The sequence below is a fragment of the Flavobacterium sp. AED genome (genome assembly GCF_000812945.1).
In the GTDB taxonomy this organism is placed as follows: Bacteria; Bacteroidota; Bacteroidia; order Flavobacteriales; family Flavobacteriaceae; genus Flavobacterium.
In genome coordinates, this window is the sequence record NZ_JSYM01000001.1 from 809104 (window position 1) to 828741 (window position 19638).

A 19638-nucleotide genomic window follows, 5' to 3' on the forward strand; every position below is an offset into this window, starting at 1 on the left:
GTTTTTTGCAAAGTTCGTAATGAATTCTTAAATAGAATACGTTATAATTTAAAACTTTTAAAGGACCATTTTCTCAATAGGACAAACTAAAATTCCTTCGGCTCCAGCTTCTTTTAATTGATCAATAACATCCCAAAAACGATCTTCTTCAATAACGGTGTGTACACTTGACCAACCTTCTTGTGCCAGAGGCATTACGGTTGGACTTTTTAATACTGGCAAAATTTTATTGATAAGCTCGATTTTATCATTTGGTACATTCATCAAAATGTATTTTGATTTACGCGCTCTTAAAACGGATTGGATTCTGAATTGCAATTTGTTTAAAATAGCTTTATTTTCAGTTGTTATTTTTGGAGAAATAGCCAAAACTGCTTCACTTTTAAAAATAACTTCTACTTCTTTTAAATTATTTTTAAACAAAGTACTACCGCTAGAAACAATATCCACAATCGCATCGGCAAGACCAATATTTGGAGCTATTTCTACCGAACCTGAAATCTGGTGCAAATCAACAGTTACATTTTTAGAATTAAAAAAGTCTAAAACAGTATTTGGATATGAAGTAGCAATTCGCAATCCATCCAAATCTTTTACCGAATTGTATTGGAAATTTTTAGGTACTGCTACCGAAACTTTGCATTTAGAAAAACCTAATTTTTCCGCAACTTCAATATTTTTTCCTTTTTCAACCAAAAGATTATCTCCAACAATTGCTGCATCTACAACTCCATCAATTAAGTATTGAGGAATATCGGAGTTTCTTAAGTACAACACTTCTAAAGGAAAATTAGAAGCTGATGCTTTAAGTTGGTCATTTCCATTGTTTATAGAAATTCCACAATCTTTTAGAATTTGGATACTGTCTTCGTTTAAACGACCTGATTTTTGAATTGCAATTTTTAGTGTACTCATTTTTGTTTAGTTTTTGTTTTTTTGTTTAGAATATTATGATTGAGTACAAATATTAGGCAATAAAAAACCCGCTTGATGTACTCAAACGGGTTTTTAGATTATGATGATTTACACACATAACATTAACACATCGCTTGAGAGCAATAATGAAAATGATGATGATGTAATTTATTTGTTAACATGTTTTGTGTAATTGTATTGATCTTAAATTCTTCTGCAAATATAAGAGATAAATGATTTATAATCCAATTTTTAATTTAACTTAAAGTCATTTTATTGTTAAATTAATACTATCTATCGTATTCTTTTGGCTCTGATTTATTAGAAACAGGAGCTTCTTTTTCTGAATCAACACTATTTTTAACAGCTGAATCGACACTCTCTTCTCTAATTTCAGTGTGACGAATTTCACCACCTGAAGTTCCAACTAAAGTTGTTAAATAGACACCTACAATTGCCACAATAACCGCTACAAAAGAGATAAATTTAGCTTTAGAATGTTTTTTTATATTTAAAACGATTCCTAAAATTGAAATGGCTCCAAGTAAATACAATACGATTGCCAGTTTTTCGGCTATTTCTTCATGTTCGTGAATTATTCTTTTCCCAATATTAGGCATATCTTCAACCAACTCTTCTGCTCCATCACCTGTTGCCATACTTGCAAGAGCAAAAAGTGCAGCAACAATGAATAAAACATAAGCGGTATTTTTTACCGAATTATTCTTTAAAATAATTCCGATTATTAAAATTCCAAGGCCAAAAATGGTCCCGATAATTGGAAAATGGTTAACGACCATGTGCAAGTGAGCATCATTCATAATATAATTTGTTTAAGGTTTAAAAGTTAGTACAATAATATCGATTTTATTCGAAACATAATTATTTCATTTTTATCCAGCTAATGAAACACCTATTAAAGAACCAATTCCGTAAGTTACCGCAGCTGCAACCAATCCGAAAGATACTTGCCTTAGCCCAGAGAACACAATGCTTTTTCCTGTTAATAAGGTTATTGCAGCACCTATCCCAAAAAGGCCGACAACACTACTTCCAACACTCAATAGAATCGCATTTTTTCCGTCTAAAAACATAAAAGGATACAATGGTATAATCGCCCCGATTGAAAATAAGACAAAAGAAGCTATAGCTGCTTCCCAAGCAGAACCACCTAATTCTTCTTTATCAATACCTAATTCTTCAGTAATGATTGCATCTATGGCTGTTTGCGGATTTTCGAATGCCTTTTCAGCTAATTTTTTAGCTTCTTCAATATTCATTCCTTTGGCCTGATACAATAAGACCAGTTCCTTTTTCTCTTCTTCGGGTGACGCTTCCAGTTCTTCTGTTTCTAAGTCAATTTGCCTTTGGTTTAGTTCTCTGGAACTTTGTACCGAAAGCCATTCACCCAAAGCCATTGAAATTGCTCCCGCCAAAAGTCCTGCAATCCCAGTTAATAATATCGTATTATTAGAAACTGCCGCACCAGCAACTCCCATAACTAAACTCATATTAGAAACCAATCCATCATTAGAACCTAAAACTGCAGCCCGTAATGCATTACCGCCAACCGATTTATGTCTGCTTTCAAATTTAGATAAAAAACTACCTGAAACATTTAGTGCTGCATTGTTGTTTACGGCTTCAATAATATTGAGGTGATTGTGTTCAAAACCTGTTGGCTTTTCTCCGCTTTCAATTTTGTTTTTTATTGCATTAACCGCAAATTGTTTTTCTATGCTTGAAAGGCTGCTAATAATAGAAGTGTACCCAAAGTATTTGCCCAGTTTCAATTGAAATTTAGCTCTTCCTGAAGGTAAAGGCATTTTGTAATTCGGCTCAAAAGTTAATACTTTATCTAGCATGTGTTTAGCATGACCTTTTTCTATATCTGATAATCCTCGTAAAACTCTTGTAAGATTATCATCTGATTGAATTGCTGCAATACTATCATACAAAAAAGCAGTATCTACTTCTGTTTGTAATTGATCTTTTAGTTTGTTTAAATCCATATTTATTTTAATTGACTAAATCAAAAACTCCTTTTGTTAATATTTTTGAAGATGAATTAATTGTGCTATTAGGCAAAATTTCAACAAATTCTCCAGATTTTTCTCCTGTAGTAACCGCTATTTTTTTGAAAGAATATTTATTGTTGCTATCAGTCTTCAATAAAAGTACGAAATTTTTGTTGTTTTCAGTGATAATTGCATCGGTTGGTACTGCTAAAGCTTTTTTAGAATCTACTATAATTTCAGCTTCGACAAACATTCCTGTTAGTAATTTTTGTTTAATGGCATCATCTAAATGTCCATGAATATTAATAGTTCTATCATTCCCCTCAATTGATTTTCCTACCAAATGTACTTCGGCATTAAATTCTTCTTTTGAAGCTTCAGGTACTTGAAATTTAATTTTCTGTCCTATTTTAACTTTCAAAATATCTTTTTCAAAAACGGCTAATTCTAAATGCAAATGGTCTGTATCAACAATCTCCAAAATAACATCTGATGGACTCATAAGCATTCCCACATTGGCATTCATAATCACAATATCTCCTGAAATAGGGGAAAAAATAGTTATGATTGAGGTCAACTTCCCTTTCTCAACCTGAGATGGATTGATGTTTAGCAGTACTAATTTGGCCTTTAAACTCTGATGCATCGCTTTAGCACGTCGGTACTCGCTTTCTGCTTTTAAGTAGTTTTTTTGTGAGGTTATTTTTTCGTCATACAATGTTTTTTGACGTTCGTATTCTGATTTTAAATATTTGATTTGCTCCGCTACTTCCAAATAATCTTTTTGAATATCTAAAAATTCCGTGTTTTCCAATGTCAATAAAGCCTGACCTTTAGTCACTTTGTCGCCAACTAAAAGTTTTGTTGATTTAACATAACCACCAATAAAAGTAGTGACTTTTGCCCTGTTTTGTGGCGGAACATCAATTCTCCCCGAAGCTTTAACTGTTACGTCAAAGTCTTGTTCAGTAGGACTGGAAATTTCCATTCCTGAAGATTGAAATTGCTCTTTTGTGGCTGTTATAAAACCGTCGTCTTTTGGGGTTGGCTCTTCCGTTTTGGTTTCTTTGCAAGAAAATAAAATAAAGGATAAAGCGACTATATAAATTGATTTTTTCATTTGTAAATATTAAAAATTAAGGTATTCTAAATCTAATTGCGTCTTGTTGAATTGTAAAATAGTGTCCAAATAGTCTACTTGAATCGTAGTAGCATTTTCTAAACTCTGGATGTATTGAAAAAAATCAATTTCACCATTTTTGTAGCTGCTATTGGCGACTTTGATAATTTCATCAGATAATTTTTTACCATATTGATTGTAATAATTAATGGCTTCTAGGTATTTAGCTAATTCATTATTTTTTTGAGCAATATATTTATCAATTTTCAGCTCTTCGTTTTGCTTTTGTTGTTCCCAACTTTGTAATTCTAACTGAGCAACTTTAGTTTTAGAAACATTCCCAGAAAATAATATTGGTACAGCCAAACCAACTTGAAAACCATACAACGATTGTGACAAACCGTTATTTTTACCTTGAAAATAATCCACATTTATATCAGGCAGCCAATGTTGTTTTTGCAAATTAATTTGATTTTTATAATTTTCAGTAACACTTTCTAAATAAGTAGAATAGTATAATTTACTTGTTTCGTTAGTTAAATTATTAATTGGTGTTATTATTTTATTTTTTATTTCAATTTTTTCTTCTGTTTGCACCAAAGATTGCAACATTTCATACTGTGCTTTTTTATCATTCTCAATTTGAATGAGCATCGTTCTAATTTTTCTAAATTTAGATTGAGCTGTAATTTTCTCCAGATAATTCGTTTCTCCCAATTCAAAACGCCTGTCGCTGGCTTTAGAAAAATTTTGGTACAAACTATCTAAATAGTGATACAAAACTGCTTGGTTTTGTAAATAAACAATGTGATAATACAGATTTGAAACGCCAAAAGCGAGTTTGTTTTTTTGAATATCAAAATTGGCTTTTTCTTTATCATATTCAGCTGAATACACCTTTTTTTGTGCTCCATAAACTGTTGGGAAAGCAAATCGTTGTTGTACTCCAAAGACTTTTAAAGGTTCATTGTTTAAAGCTAAATTATTTTGGTCATAACTGTAATAAATATTGGTTTTGTCAAATGTATAAGCCGTTTTTATGTTCTCTTTCATTTTGGTCACCTGCAACTGGGCCGATTTCAAGCCTTTGTTGTTTTCGATTGCTTTATTGATTAAATTTTTCAATTCTGGTTCATTAGTATTTGAATTTTGAGCAAAAGCCATTGATGAAGCCAATAATAAGAGCATGATATAAGTTGCTTTATTATGCTTAAATTTAGCTTTCTTAAATTCTTTTCCATCAAAAACTTTATACAAAACAGGTAAAACGACCATGGTTAAAATAGTTGCCGTAAACAAACCGCCAATAACTACCGTTGCTAATGGACGCTGTACCTCTGCCCCTGCTGATGAAGAAATAGCCATTGGTAAAAAACCTAATGCAGCTGCTGAAGCGGTCAATAATACCGGACGCAATCTATCGGTTGTGCCTTTTAGAATCAATTCATCCATATCTTTCATTTCTCCGTTGTGTTTTAATTCTTTAAAATGCTCTATAAGTACAATTCCATTCAGAACCGCAATTCCAAAAAGCGCAATAAAACCAACACCTGCCGAGATACTAAAAGGTAAATCTCTAATCCATAAGAACAGTATGCCTCCTACTGCTGAAAGCGGTATCGCGGTATAAACCATTAATGCTTCTTTGATGGTTCCAAAAGCAAAATATAGAAGAATAAAAATCAGCAATAAGGCAATAGGGACTGCAATCATTAATCTGGCTTTTGCACTTTGAAGATTTTCGAATTGGCCACCATATTTTACATAATAACCCACAGGAAGTTTGATTTTTGCATCAACAATTTTTTGAATATCAGCCACTACACTTTGTAAATCACGATTTCGAACATTGATGCCCACAACAATTCTACGATTTGTATTGTCTCTGGAAATTTTGGCAGGACCTTCTGTATATTCAATTGACGCTAATTCGCTCAACGGAATTTGTTCTCCGTTTGGTATTGAAACATATAGGTTTCGTAAATCTTCTATATCAGTACGTTTTGTTTTATTCAAACGAATAACCATATCAAAACGCTTTTCTCCTTCGAAGACATTTCCAACTATTTTTCCCGCAAAACCAAGCGCAATTGTTTCATTCAAATCCGCAATATTTAAACCATAACGGGCAATTTTTGAACGATCATAAACTACAGCCATCTGAGGTAGTCCTTCTGTCTTTTCGACAATTATATCAGATGCTCCTTCGACATTTTTAATAGCAACTTTAATTTCATGAGCCTTTTGTGCCAAGACATTTAAATCCTCTCCAAATATTTTAATTGCAACATCTGAGCGTGTTCCTGAAATTAATTCATTGAAACGCATTTCTATGGGTTGTGTAAACTCAATGTCCATATTTGGAATTTGCTTTTCAATAGCGCTTTTAATTTTGTCGGCCAATTCATCTTTACTGGAAGCCGAAACCCATTCTGATTTTGGTTTTAGCTTCACAATAACATCACTTTCTTCCATTGACATTGGATCTGTTGGGACTTCGGCAGCACCAATTCTGCTGACTACTTGCTGTACTTCGGGAAAATTTTTGAGAATTATTTTTTCGATTTTTGTCGTTGTTGCAATAGTTTTTGTCAATGAAGTTCCTGTTTTAAGAACGGGTTGAATCACAAAATCACCTTCGTCTAGCGTTGGGATAAATTCTCCTCCCATTGTTGTAAATAAAGCGATTGCCATAAATAATAATCCAATTGCACCATACATTACTTTTTTGGTATTGGCCAAAGCCCAAATAATTATAGGCACATAAAAGGAGTTTAATTTTTGGATTAATCGGTTCGAAAAGGAATTCGGATTTTCTATTGTAGGTTTTAAAAACAACGAAGAAACAACAGGAACATAAGTAAAACAAAATATCATGGCTCCAACCAAAGCAAAACTAAATGTCATTGTCATAGGTTTGAACATTTTACCTTCGATACCTGATAAAGAAAGAATTGGAATAAAAACAATCAAAATAATCAATTGACCAAAAATAGCTGAATTCATCATTTTGGAAGCACTTTTATACGTGATTTGGTCAATTTCCAGCTGACGCTCTTCTTTGGACAAATTTCCAAGATTTGCAGATTTACTAGCGATTTGAAAGGCAATAAATTCAACAATAATAACAGCTCCGTCTATTATAATTCCAAAATCAATTGCTCCCAAGCTCATCAAATTAGCATCTATCCCAAAAATATTCATCAATGAAATTGCAAATAATAGACACAATGGAATTACAGAAGCCACAACCAAACCGGAGCGCCAGTTTCCTAACAATAAAACCACTACAAAAATCACAATAAGACATCCTAAAATAAGGTTTTCGGCAACTGTTAAAGTAGTCTTCCCCACTAATTCACTTCTTTCCAAAAAGCCGTTAATATAAACGCCTTGCGGCAAATGTTTTTGAATTTCGGTAACTCTGTCTTGTACATCTGAAATAACTTGTTTCGAGTTTCCTCCTTTTAGCATCATGACTTGTCCCAAAACTTTTTCGCCTTCACCGTTTCCAGTAATTGCTCCAAAACGATTAGCATTTCCGTAACGAACTTGCGCCAGATTTTTGACATAAACAGGCAAACCATTTACGTTCTTAACAACTATATTTTCAATATCCTGAATTGATTTTACCTTTCCTTCGGCCCGAATAAAATAGCTTTGATTTACTTTTTCGATGTAAGCACCACCAGCGATACTGTTATTTTTTTCTAATGCCGTAAAAATATCACCAGTAGTAATATTCATTGCTTTTAAGCTGGAAGGCAATATGGCAATTTCATATTGTTTTAGATAACCACCCCAGGTATTTATCTCTACAACGCCTTTAATTCCTGATAATTGTCGTTTCACCACCCAATCCTGAAGTGTTCTCAAATCAGTAACGGAGTATTGATTTTTGAATTCAGGTTTTACTTCTAGTGTATATTGATAGATTTCCCCTAATCCTGTCGTAATTGGTCCCATTTCGGGAGTACCAAAACCTTCTGGAATCTTTTCAGTTGCAGCTTTGATTTTCTCTGCGATTAATTGTCGGGGAAGATAGGTTCCTAAATCGTCTTCAAAAACTATCGTAACTACTGATAATCCGAATTTTGAAATGGAACGAATTTCTTTAACTCCAGGTAAATTAGCCATTTCAATTTCAACGGGATACGTTATAAACTGCTCAATATCTTGTGTTGAAAGATTATGGGAAGTTGTAATTACCTGAACCTGATTGTTAGTAACATCAGGAACTGCACCTATAGAAATTTGGAAAACAGAAAATAATCCGAATAAAAAAACTCCTATCGTAAAGAGTAAAACTATGAGTTTGTTTTTTAAGCTGAAAGCAATAATTTTTTCGAGCATTTTAATCTTTTTTTTATTATACAAAAGTAAAATGAAAAAGGAATTTGTAGCTTAAGAACTACTTAAGATATGCTTATTGAAAACTTAAGAATATGGTAGTTCCAATATTTTCCTGGCTTGAGATTTTGATATCAATATTTAGCAAAGCGCATAGTCTTTTTACAATTGACAAACCTAATCCAGTTCCTTTAATTTCAATATGTTCATTTGATCTTGAACGATAAAATTGATCAAAAACCTTGAGTAAATCCTCAGAAGGAATTCCTATGCCATAATCGGTAATTTGGCATTCAACGTTACCATAATTATCTGAAATATTGAGTTTTAAATTAGAATTTTCCTTAGAATACTTTAAAGCATTTGAAATCAAATTATTAATAATTATCGATACTAAATAATCATCACTTTTTATATAATACTCTTTTTTAAAATCGAATGAAACATGAATATTTTTAGATTGTATCTTATTCGAATATCGGGAAATTGTATCTAAGATTACTCCATTTAAATAAACTTTTTCAATTTTTAAACTTTGTCTTTGGTTTTCAAATCGAGCCAATAATAGCAGTTGATCTACTATACTATTCAAACGATCGACTTCGTTAACGCAAAAATTAATTTTATCCTCATATTCCTCATGATTTCGAGGTTTTCTAATCAAAACTTCTAAAGTTCCTTTAATTATTGTCAATGGAGTTCTTAATTCATGGGAAGCATCTGATGTAAATTGTTTTTCTCTTTCGATTGTATTTTCAATTCTATCTAACAAATTATTGATGGTTTCCGAAAGGATATAAAGTTCATCTTTATTTTGTGGTAAAGGAATCCTGGATTTCAAATTGTCTTTTGTAATAACATTTGACGTTTCAATAATAGAATTTATCGGTTTTATACTTCTTCCAGCTATAAATCGGGCTATAATGAAGAGTAAAATTAGAATTATTGGGTACGAAATTAAAAGTGTATTTGATAGGTTTTTGAGTACCATTTGAGCATCTTCAAGTGACATTGCAATGACCAAATATCCTTTTTTATTTGAATTCTGATAAATTGGAACCTGAATTTGACGAATTGACTTGTTTACTAATTTCGTGTCAAAAAACTGATTATCAGTCGCGTTTTTATTAAATTTTAAAGATTTAATTTTTAGATTCGGTGATTTTTCTCCAATTAATCCATGCATGTCATAAAACTGAACAAAAACAGGATTTATTGCAATTGTATTATGTTCTCTTTCAAGCCATTCATGATCATGGGTAAGACCTATGTGATCCTGAATTATTTCAATTTCAGTTAAATGCTTACTTACTTCACTTTTAATATCATTATTAATATGACTGTAGACGCTATACTTTACAATAGAGAATATCCCAAAAAAAACAACAAAAATTAATAAAGCTGTAGTTATGATATAGTTAAAAGCGATTCTATTTTTGAAAGAAAGTGTTCCCATTTGTATTAATCATTAGCAATATATCCAACACCGCGTATGGTTTTTATAAAATCTTCTTCAATTTTTAAATTTAGCTTTTTGCGAATGGAATTCATAAAAACATCAATTACTCCCGTATCATATTCAAAATGAATATCCCATACATCTTCAATAATTTGGGTTCTGGTACAAACTTTTCCTTTGTTTTTTACTAAATAATGCAGCAATTGAAATTCGCGTTGTGTCAAGTTAACTTCATTGGCATTGACTGAAACAAGATGTTTAACAACATCAATTTCAATTGCACCAAGACTAAGTATTTCTACTTCTTTTTGATTTCTAAAATGAATTTTAATTCGTTCCAAAAGTTCATCGAAACTAAATGGTTTTTTGATATAATCATTCGCTCCGGCTTTTAAACCTTCAATAGTTTCCTGAATGGTATCTTTGGCAGTCAAAAAAAGAATAGGCGTTTCCGTATTTTTCAACCGAATCGCTTTACATAATTCTAATCCAGTCATTTTTGGAAGCATCCAATCTAATAAAATCAAGTCGAAATTCTCCTTTTGAATTAATTCAAACCCTTTCAAACCATCTAAAGCACTTGTAATCCGATAGCCTTCTTCCTCCAACCCTTGTTGAAGAAATTGAATAATCCCGATTTCATCTTCTACTATTAAAATGTGCATTTCTTTTTATTTAATTCTATTTGAATGTAATCTAAGCAGCAAACTATCTAAAGATGCGATTATAATTACAAATTTAGTTTAAAATAAATGTCAATTTTATAATTTGATCAACTTCTTAAGCCAAAATTAAGAATGGAATACACCTAGTACTTAATGCTTTTATTGTTTCAAATTACTATTTTTGTAAAAAAATAACTCCTAATGACGCTTTCAAAAAAGTTTTCTCCATTTTACAATCTTATGCTTTTTTATATTATTGTAAGCATCGTTTTAAGAATAGTATTACTATTTCATCCCATTACCCAAAGCTCATTTGGTTTTCTTGATATTATTAAAATATTTGGATTTGGACTAATCTCTGATTTTTTCATTTTTGTACTGGTTAGCGGTTTTTTATGGTTGTATCTTATTTTTATATCTAATTCAAAGTACTTGCAACCATATGGTTATGTCTTTTTCGGATTGTTAGTTGCCTTGTTGTTGTACGTTTCATTTGGCAATACCATTCTTAATGAATATGGAGGTGCTTTGCCAACAATTGGGATTGCTTTTATAGCTATAAAAACAATTTTATTTGGTTTGTTACTTTTTTTGCCAAAATACCGAAGCCAAATTAGATTCTGGTTGTTCTCGTTTGTCATTTTCTTATACGTAGTTTTGATTTTGCAAAATGGAATTAGTGAGTACTTTTTCTGGAATGAATTTGGTGTAAAATACAATTTCATCGCCGTAAATTATTTGGTTTACACCAATGAAGTTATCGGGAATATTATGCAGTCGTATCCAGTTATTCCTATATTTAGCGCACTTTTTATTGTTTCAGGTTTAATAACCTACGTGATTGTGAGACGTTCAAAAGCTTATATAGAAAGCATTCCAACATTTGTACAAAAAATACAATTATCGGGAATTTATCTGGCTTTATTTGGACTCTCTTTAATGGCAATACCTTTTTTATCCGCTCAGGAAAATTCTCAAAATATTTTCACGAATGAATTAGAAGCAAATGGAATTTATAAGTTCTTTTTAGCCTTTAAAAACAGTGAATTAGACTATTTCAAATTCTACAAAACACTCCCAGAAAAAGAAGCTTATGCGTTATTGCAAGAACAAATCCCTGGAATTTCAGGTGAAACTTCTTTGCGAAAAATTCAAAGCGTTGCTGCAGAAAACCATAAAAATGTGGTGTTAATAACTATCGAAAGTTATAGCGCTGATTTTATGAAAATGTACGGAAACGATCAAAATCTTACGCCGTTCTTGGATAGTTTAGCTACAAAAAGTTTGTTGTTTACGAATCTTTACGCTGTTGGGAATAGAACAGTTCGTGGTCTTGAAGCGGTTACTTTGTGTTTCCCTCCTACTGCTGGCGAAAGTGTAGTAAAAAGAGAAGATAATAAAAACAAATTTTCGACCGGAAACATCTTTAAACAAAAAGGATACAATGTAAAATTCCTTTATGGTGGTGATGCTTTTTTTGATAATATGGAAGATTTCTATACTGGAAACGGTTATGGAATTGAAGATAAAAAAACATTCACTCCTGAAGAAATTACTTTTGCAAATGTATGGGGCGTTTGTGACGAGGATATGTACAACAAAGCTATCAAGATAATGAATGGGGAAGCAAAGGAAAATAAGCCGTTCTTTAATCATATTATGACGGTTAGTAATCACAGGCCATTTACGTATCCGAATAATAAAATTGATATTCCCGGAGATGCAAAATCTCGTGATGGTGGCGTAAAATATACTGATTTTGCTATGAAGAAATTCTTCGAAATGGCGAGCAAACAACCTTGGTTTGCAAATACTGTATTTGTTATTCTTGCAGATCATTGTGCTTCCAGTGCTGGAAAAACAGAACTTCCTGTTGATAAATACAGAATTCCGGCGATGATTTACAGTCCTGGTTATGTTCAGCCAAAGCATTACACGAATTTGATGTCACAAATCGATATTATGCCTACGTTATTTGGATTGTTGAATTTCAATTATCAAAGTAAATTCTATGGTGAGGACGTTTTAAAATCAGACTATAAACCAAGAGCTTTAATTGCAACATATCAGGATTTAGGATTGATAAAAGATAATGTTTTGACGATTATTTCACCAAAACAGCAAGTGAAGCAATTTCAATTGACATTAAAAAAAGATCAAAAAACAGCTCCTGATTTTCAAATTTATTACGACCAAAACCCTTTGATAAAAGAAAGAACTGATTTAGTAAACCAAACCATTTCCTATTACCAAACGGCTTCGGATATGTTGAAGAAAAAGAAATATCAGAAAATTAATTAGCATAAAAAAACGGGTAAGAGACTAATCTTACCCGTTTTTTATTTTAGATTTTAAAATTATTCCTTATCGTTTACTAAACCAAAAAGTACTCCTTTTTTAAATAATTTGGAATCTTGTTTTAACCCTTTTTTATTGCGTTTGGTAAGTGCTTCAGTATCTAAATTACTTAAATCCGGTTTTCCTGCATTTACCCAAGCGGTATACCAAAAACTAGCTGTAGCAGTAATTGCTTTTTTCATTTGATTTTCAACCATCCCATTCAACTCTTGGTGAAATTTAGTGGCATAATCATCCGAATATAAAACGCCATTGTATTTGTTTTTTAAAATGGTTCCAGCATCGTCAACGACATACATTTTGTTTTCTGGAGTCGTAGTTCTTAATTTTTTATCTGCAGCCAATAAAGTAGCAACTAAGCTATGGGTATCAAAAATAATATCCCAAGTTGCTTGGTCAACATTTTCAATATATTTTCCTTCATCAGCATTTAGTTTATAGTTCTTAACAAACAATTCAGGCAAACGGCTTTCCCATAAAGAATGAATTCCTTTTTGATTGGTATTTTGACCATCATGATTGTCAGAAGTATGCAAAGGCATATGTGCATCTCCTATGTAATGTCCAAGTTCTGCTGCTATAAATAGAATTTCGTTTTTTCTTTTCTCTTTAAAGACCTTAGTTAATTTGCCCATCATTTCTTGAATGTACCAAGGCAATGTTCCATTTTTTGATAAAAATTTCTCATCGTATTTTTTCTTTGCAGCTTCCATTGTTTTAGGAAAGCTGTCAACGCTTCCAAAATTCTCCATGTCAAAATAATGGCGAGGTCCTTCGGCTTTATCATTCAATATAGATTTTCTTAAATCTGGAACTGTCGATTCTTGAGTGATGAAATCGATATGATTGTAGAAAAAAGTTTGCAATGGTTTTGGAAGTGCCATTACCGCGGCTCTATTGATTCGTTCATGGCCAACAACACCCCATGATAACAGCAAAAAAGCAATTCCAATTGTAGATAACCCAATAAGTGTAGGTTTAATTTTAAAATTTTTCATTATATTTATTTATTAGTACTGCAAATGTATTTTTTTTAAATATAATTCAATGAAATCTGGTTTAAGATTATGTTAATTTAAAGAAATTAATTAAAATGTTTCGTCACAAAGGAAAAAACAGAACTTTTATTCACAATTTGCGTTTAGCAACCTTGCTGTCCTTCGTGGCTGGTATTGTTAATATTACTGGAGTTTTGGCGGTAAAAACATTGACAACTAATGTCACAGGACACTTTGCTTATTTTGCTGAAGAATTGATGCTTAACAATTATTCAGCTGCAATAACTTTTTTTATTTTTACCATATTTTTCTTGATTGGGGCATTTACTTCTAACTTTTTATCCGAATTAGTCTCAGGGAAATATCCCGATTTGTCTCATGTTGTGCCCATTTCTTTGGAGATTTTAGTTTTAACTGGTGTTGCCCTTTTTGGAGCTCCATCTGATATTTCTATTTTCGAAGGTAAAATAATCGCTTTTTTTATGCTTTTTGCTATGGGTATTCAAAATTCCCTGGTAACAAAAATATCACAGGCAACAGTCCGAACAACCCATTTAACAGGTCTTTTTACTGATTTAGGAATCGAATTGTCTCAATTATTTTTTTATAAAAAAGCAGATGAAGTAACAAAATTGAAAACGAGTATTTATTTACGCTTTTCAATCATTTCCTTCTTTTTTATTGGCTGTGTTTCCGGAGGATTTATGTATCAAAAAATGGAATTAAAAACACTTTTAATCGCTTCCTTTTTTCTGTTTGTTGCTCTTTTTTATGATTATTTAAGACTCACTTATTTTGCCATCAAAAGAAAGAAATTTAATCATTAATATTGTTTTAAATATTCCTTTCTAATTAAGATACATAATGGTTAACAGTGTTCCAATTGCTATAAATATCCAAAGTAAAAGACCTTGAAACAAAGGTTTTACTCCAACTGATTTCAAAATATTCCTATTCAATCCTGCTCCAATTAAAAACAAAGTTAGCGTGAGTCCAATTTTGGCAATTGAAACCAAATATGGGGCAACTATAGCCGTTTGTGGAACATAAGTATTCATTGCCATTGCCAAAATAAATAATCCAATAAAATAGGGAATTTTGATTTTGCTGGATTTATTTTTGAAAATAACAGCGGTAATTAAAGCTACCGGAATAATCCATAAGGCTCGGGCTAGTTTTACAGTTGTGGCTATTTGCAATGCTTCTGGTCCAAATTTACTGGCTGCACCAACCACGGAACTTGTGTCATGAATAGCAATGGCACACCATAATCCAAACTCTTTTTGTGATAAATCCAACCAGTGTCCCACAGCTGGAAATAAAAATAAAGCAACCGAATTCAAAATAAATATTACTCCTAAAGCTATGGAAGTTTGTTTTTCATCTGATTTAATAACCGGTGCAATGGCTGCAATCGCACTTCCGCCACAAATTGCTGTTCCGCATGAAATCAGATGAGAAGTTTTCTTTTCAATTTTCAGCCATTTTCCCAGAAATGTTCCTAAAATTAGAGTACTGAAAATAGATGCAATAGTAAATATAAAACCTTCCTTACCTGCCGATAAAGCACTGTTAACATTCATTCCAAAACCTAAACCTACTACAGAAACCTGCAAAAGAATATTCGTTGCTTTATGGTTCAGATGTAAAAAAGGATGTCCAGAAAGATTCGCTACAATCAGTCCTAACAATAAAGCAATTGGTGTCGAAACAACAGAAATCATGCAAAACAATAGCAGTGTAACAAAAATAATTTGCTGCTGCATTGCACTTATTTTAAAAAATAGGGGTGATTGCTTTTGAATTGCTTTTTGATTTGGTTCCATTGTAAAGTAATTGAATTATTACTAAACAAAGGTGGATGGATTAATCTGTATTAACTAATCGCAAAAAACAATCTGCTATAACTTTAAATTATAATGACTTGATATGTTTTTTATAAATAATTCTGATAATGCATCAACCTTTCCTTGCAAAGTAATGATATAAAAAAAGCGTTCAATCACAAAATCATCAATATCTAGAATAACTAATTCGTTATTTTTAAGCTCTTTTTCTATAGCGTGGATAGAAATAAAAGCAACACAATCGGAATTCATTAAATAGGATTTTATACTTTCCGGGCTTCCCAACTGCATTTCAATTTTTAATTGCGAAAGATTGATTCCAAAAGATTTCAAGGCGTGTTCAATAACTTCAAGTGTTCCAGAACCATGTTCCCGAGTTACAAATCGCAAGTCTTTCAAATCCTCTAAAGTAATTTGTCCTTTGTTTTTCAAAGGATTGGTATTATTACAAACCAAAACTAATTCGTCTTTTAAAAACTCGGTGTATTTTATAGATTGATTTTTAGACTGTCCTTCTACAATTCCTATTTCAATCTCTTTATTCAGTAATGCCTTTTCGATTTGCTCTGTATTTCCGTTCAGTAGATTTACTTTTATATCCTGCAATTTTTGATGAAAGCGGGCCAAAAGAGGCGGAATTATATATTGAGAAATTGTTGTGCTGGCTCCTAATCGAAGTAATCCTTTTTGCTGATTGATTAGTGCACTCATGTCAAAATCAATTTCTCTATAGACTTCAAATATATTTTTAGTGTGCTTCAGCAATACTTCACCGGCATTGGTAAGTGAAATTTTCGAACCGTTTCTTTCAAAAAGTTTGATTTTATATTGTTCTTCCAGCTCTTGAATATGCTTAGAAATGGCAGGTTGCGTAATGAATAATTCCGTTGCGGCTTTTGTAAAACTTAATCTATTGGCGACAGTAAAAAATACTTTTAATCTAAAATCCATGATTTATATTTTTATTAAATGGAATTTAAATTTACAACAATCCGTTATATTTTCTAACAAACCATTCGGTTGAAAGAAAAATCGAAATTAAAACAAGTAACCAAACCCAATCAATCAAAGGTGTTTTGGTCATAGTATTCTTTTGAACGGCTTTGTATTCTTCATTATCCAAAAGTGATTTTATTAACCCTTCAATTTGATCCGGAAAATAGACTTTTCCTTGTGTTTGCAAAGCTAATTGTGTCAATTTTTCTACATCTGGGTTAACAAATTGTTTTTCTATATCAAAATCTAGTATTTCAAAATGATTGGAATAGGTAGTTTTTGAATTCAATTCTTTCACCGAAAAATTATAATTCCCAGCTGTAAGTCCGTCAAGATTGACTTTATAGGAATTATTACTTTTTAATAAATCGTAATTTTTAGTTTGTTTGGTTTTAGTATTAGTTACAGCAATTGTCAAACGAGCTTTCTCATCAAACTCATAGTTTTTATTGAAATATTGTGCGGAAATCTCAATTGCTTCTCCTGAATTATAGAAACTTTCATGGGCAACAACCAATGATTTTTTTGAATTGTTAGAAGCCAAATACTGGATAATCTTGTCTATAAATATATCAAACTTATCAAAAGACTGGTTGTCGATATGACTTTGTAAACGCCATTTCCAACTATTCTCCCCTAAAAAATAAGCCGTTCTTTTGCCTTGATTTTCAGTAAAAGCCAATAAAGGTGCATTAGTATCAATGTTTCTTATTTTGGAAGAAAGCAATACCGAAACGTTTCCATTTGTAGTTATATTTCCAAAAGGATTTTGCAAAGGAGGGAAATTTTCGAAACCAATATTATCAATCGCAAAGAGATTAAATTGAGAATTAAATGCCGCCAAATAATCTTCTTTTTGACCACTCATTTTGAAGGATAAATTATTCTGTTGTTGATTCAAAAAATTGAAATCTGTATTATTTCCTGTAATAATGAATGTGTTGATTCCAGCTAATTTAGCAGCATCAAAAACCGATTTAAATTCAGTTGTAGGTTGGTATAAAATTAAAACATTGTAATCTTGTAATGTTTTGATATCATTAGGTTTAATTAAGGTTACTTTGCGTTGTGCATTAGTTTCAATTGCATGTTTCAAGGCACCAATATCCGGATGATTAATAGCCGAAATAATAGCGATATTCGTTTTCTGGTCAATGACTTCAACGGCAAAATTCTTGGTATTATTATAGGTGTTTTTTTCTTTTTCTTTAGATGAAATCGTGGCTTTAAAAACTTGTAAGCCTACTTTATTAGCGGGTAAAAGTACATTGACAACAGCTGTTTTTTTCGATGGCGAAAATGAAATAGGTTGTTTACTAAAAACCGAATTCCCTTGTGAAATAATAAAATCCGCAGTTACATTTTTGGTTCCTGAATAGTGCAAAAAGGCTTCTACAGGGAACTTGTTTTTGTAAAAAGCATATTTATTGACATTCAGTTGGTCAATTTTAAAATCTAAAAAAGTGGTTGTATCGCCTACAATTAATGGGAATATTTTATTAACTGAATCAAAACCATAAACATAATCGTTACCCGAAGTTTGATTTCCGTCAGTAATAATTACGGTTGGAAAAATTACATTTTTATTAATGCTTTTCAGGTTTTTGGCTACGGCATCGAGATTGGTTTGCGCTCCTTTAAAATCAAATTTTTCCGATTGTTGAAATTCACCATCAAATTGATACGATTGAATATCAAATTTATGTTGTAATGCTGCATTCGAAATCAATTTTTGATACAATTCTGATACTTTTTCATTAGCATTCAAGAACGAAATGGAACTGGAGTTATCAACAACAATTGGTAACGGTGTTTTTACAGTTTCCAGCGTATTTTTAGTTATTATTGGATTAATCAACAGCAATAATATTCCAAAAATAGACATGAAACGCAAAAAAGCCAAAAACAAACTAACTGTAGATTTGTTTTTGGCTTTGTATAAATAGTGGTAAAATGACAAACTACCGGCTACTACTAAAGAAAGTATTATTAATAAAATAGTAGTTCTTGTCATTTTTTATTCGTTTAGTCATCAATCTGCAGTAATCAGTTACTGAATACTGAAAACTGATTCCTGTTTTTTAGGTAAGCATTCCACCACAAACATTCATAACCTGTCCGGTTACATAAGCACTCATATCTGATGCAAAGAAAAGACACGCATTCGCAACATCTTCAGTTGTTCCACCACGTTTCAACGGAATTCCGTCTCTCCATCCTTTCACGACATCTTCGTTTAATTTAGCAGTCATTTCTGTTTCTATAAATCCTGGAGCAATTACATTACAACGAATATTACGAGAACCTAATTCCAAAGCTACTGATTTTGAAAAACCAATAACTCCTGCTTTAGAAGCCGCATAATTGGTTTGACCCGCATTTCCCTTTACTCCTACTACTGAACTCATATTGATTATTGACCCTGAACGTTGTTTTAAGAAAGTTCTTTGAATCGCTTTGGTCATATTAAAAACCGATTTCAAATTAACATCAATTACTTGATCGAAATCTCCTTCAGACATACGCATCAAAAGGTTGTCTTTAGTAATTCCAGCGTTGTTTATTAGAATATCAACAGTTCCAAATTCAGCTAAAACTGCATCTACAAATGTTTGTGCTTCATTAAAATCGGCAGCATTTGATTGATATCCTTTAGCTTTAATTCCTAAAGCGTTCAATTCATTTTCAAGAGCCAAAGCTGATTCTACTGACGAACTATAAGTAAATGCAACATTTGCACCGTGTTTCGCAAAAACTTCTGCAATTCCTTTTCCAATTCCGCGGCTTGCACCTGTAATTATGGCAACTTTTCCTTCTAGTAATTTCATGTTCTAAAATTAGTTTAATTTTTATTTGTAGCTATTCCTGCTATTCGTTTCAATCTTTTATATTTTAAAGAAAAACATAAAAGG

Annotated in this window: 14 protein-coding genes; 2 read left to right on the forward strand and 12 right to left on the reverse strand. The window is 31.7% G+C overall.

The features are described from left to right. Positions 1 to 57 precede the first annotated feature (57 nt). From hisG to OA85_RS03725, 7 genes are all read right to left on the reverse strand, one after another. Positions 58 to 915 (reverse strand): ATP phosphoribosyltransferase, encoded by an 858-nt coding sequence (gene hisG / locus OA85_RS03695; protein ID WP_039108143.1) that lies wholly within the window; start codon positions 913 to 915, stop codon positions 58 to 60. A 290-nt stretch (positions 916 to 1205) separates the two neighbouring features. Beyond that, positions 1206 to 1736: a hypothetical protein gene (locus OA85_RS03700; protein WP_039108144.1), complete on the reverse strand. Its 531-nt coding sequence runs from the start codon at positions 1734 to 1736 to the stop codon at positions 1206 to 1208. A gap of 72 nt (positions 1737 to 1808) precedes the next feature. Further along, positions 1809 to 2927 (reverse strand): VIT1/CCC1 transporter family protein, encoded by a 1119-nt coding sequence (locus OA85_RS03705; RefSeq protein WP_039108145.1) that lies wholly within the window; start codon positions 2925 to 2927, stop codon positions 1809 to 1811. Positions 2928 to 2934: 7 nt separating this feature from the next. Beyond that, positions 2935 to 4053: an efflux RND transporter periplasmic adaptor subunit gene (locus tag OA85_RS03710; protein WP_039108146.1), complete on the reverse strand. Its 1119-nt coding sequence runs from the start codon at positions 4051 to 4053 to the stop codon at positions 2935 to 2937. Between the two features lie 9 nt (positions 4054 to 4062). Further along, positions 4063 to 8406 (reverse strand): CusA/CzcA family heavy metal efflux RND transporter, encoded by a 4344-nt coding sequence (locus tag OA85_RS03715; protein ID WP_039108147.1) that lies wholly within the window; start codon positions 8404 to 8406, stop codon positions 4063 to 4065. Positions 8407 to 8479: 73 nt separating this feature from the next. Further along, the gene (locus OA85_RS03720) at positions 8480 to 9859 is read right to left on the reverse strand and encodes a cell wall metabolism sensor histidine kinase WalK (protein WP_039108148.1); all 1380 of its coding nucleotides are present in this window, start codon (positions 9857 to 9859) and stop codon (positions 8480 to 8482) included. Between the two features lie 5 nt (positions 9860 to 9864). Then, positions 9865 to 10527 carry a response regulator transcription factor gene (locus OA85_RS03725; RefSeq protein ID WP_039108149.1) on the reverse strand — a complete coding sequence of 221 codons (663 nt, stop codon included), beginning with the start codon at positions 10525 to 10527 and terminating at the stop codon, positions 9865 to 9867. Positions 10528 to 10728: 201 nt separating this feature from the next. Here OA85_RS03725 and OA85_RS03730 point away from each other — a divergent pair, with 201 nt between their 5' ends. Next, positions 10729 to 12828, forward strand: coding sequence for an LTA synthase family protein (locus OA85_RS03730; RefSeq protein ID WP_039108150.1), 2100 nt, complete (start codon positions 10729 to 10731; stop codon positions 12826 to 12828). Positions 12829 to 12884: 56 nt separating this feature from the next. Here OA85_RS03730 and OA85_RS03735 read toward each other — a convergent pair whose 3' ends face one another. Then, positions 12885 to 13883, reverse strand: a complete 999-nt coding sequence (locus OA85_RS03735; protein ID WP_039108151.1) for a zinc dependent phospholipase C family protein — start codon at positions 13881 to 13883, stop codon at positions 12885 to 12887. Between the two features lie 95 nt (positions 13884 to 13978). On the opposite strand from OA85_RS03735, the gene OA85_RS03740 reads away from it, so the two are divergent. Beyond that, entirely contained in the window at positions 13979 to 14710 is a 732-nt protein-coding gene (locus OA85_RS03740; protein WP_039108152.1) for a YoaK family protein, read from the forward strand. 21 nt (positions 14711 to 14731) lie between these two features. Here OA85_RS03740 and OA85_RS03745 read toward each other — a convergent pair whose 3' ends face one another. The 4 genes from OA85_RS03745 to fabG form a co-directional block, all read right to left on the reverse strand. After that, on the reverse strand, positions 14732 to 15649 hold the full coding sequence (locus OA85_RS03745; RefSeq protein ID WP_369699881.1) for a YeiH family protein: 918 nt from the start codon (positions 15647 to 15649) through the stop codon (positions 14732 to 14734). Between the two features lie 135 nt (positions 15650 to 15784). Continuing rightward, positions 15785 to 16681: a LysR family transcriptional regulator gene (locus OA85_RS03750; RefSeq protein WP_039108154.1), complete on the reverse strand. Its 897-nt coding sequence runs from the start codon at positions 16679 to 16681 to the stop codon at positions 15785 to 15787. A 31-nt stretch (positions 16682 to 16712) separates the two neighbouring features. After that, positions 16713 to 18740 carry a hypothetical protein gene (locus tag OA85_RS03755; protein WP_039108155.1) on the reverse strand — a complete coding sequence of 676 codons (2028 nt, stop codon included), beginning with the start codon at positions 18738 to 18740 and terminating at the stop codon, positions 16713 to 16715. A 67-nt stretch (positions 18741 to 18807) separates the two neighbouring features. After that, the gene (gene fabG / locus OA85_RS03760; RefSeq protein WP_035672321.1) at positions 18808 to 19554 is read right to left on the reverse strand and encodes a 3-oxoacyl-[acyl-carrier-protein] reductase; all 747 of its coding nucleotides are present in this window, start codon (positions 19552 to 19554) and stop codon (positions 18808 to 18810) included. Positions 19555 to 19638 lie beyond the last annotated feature (84 nt).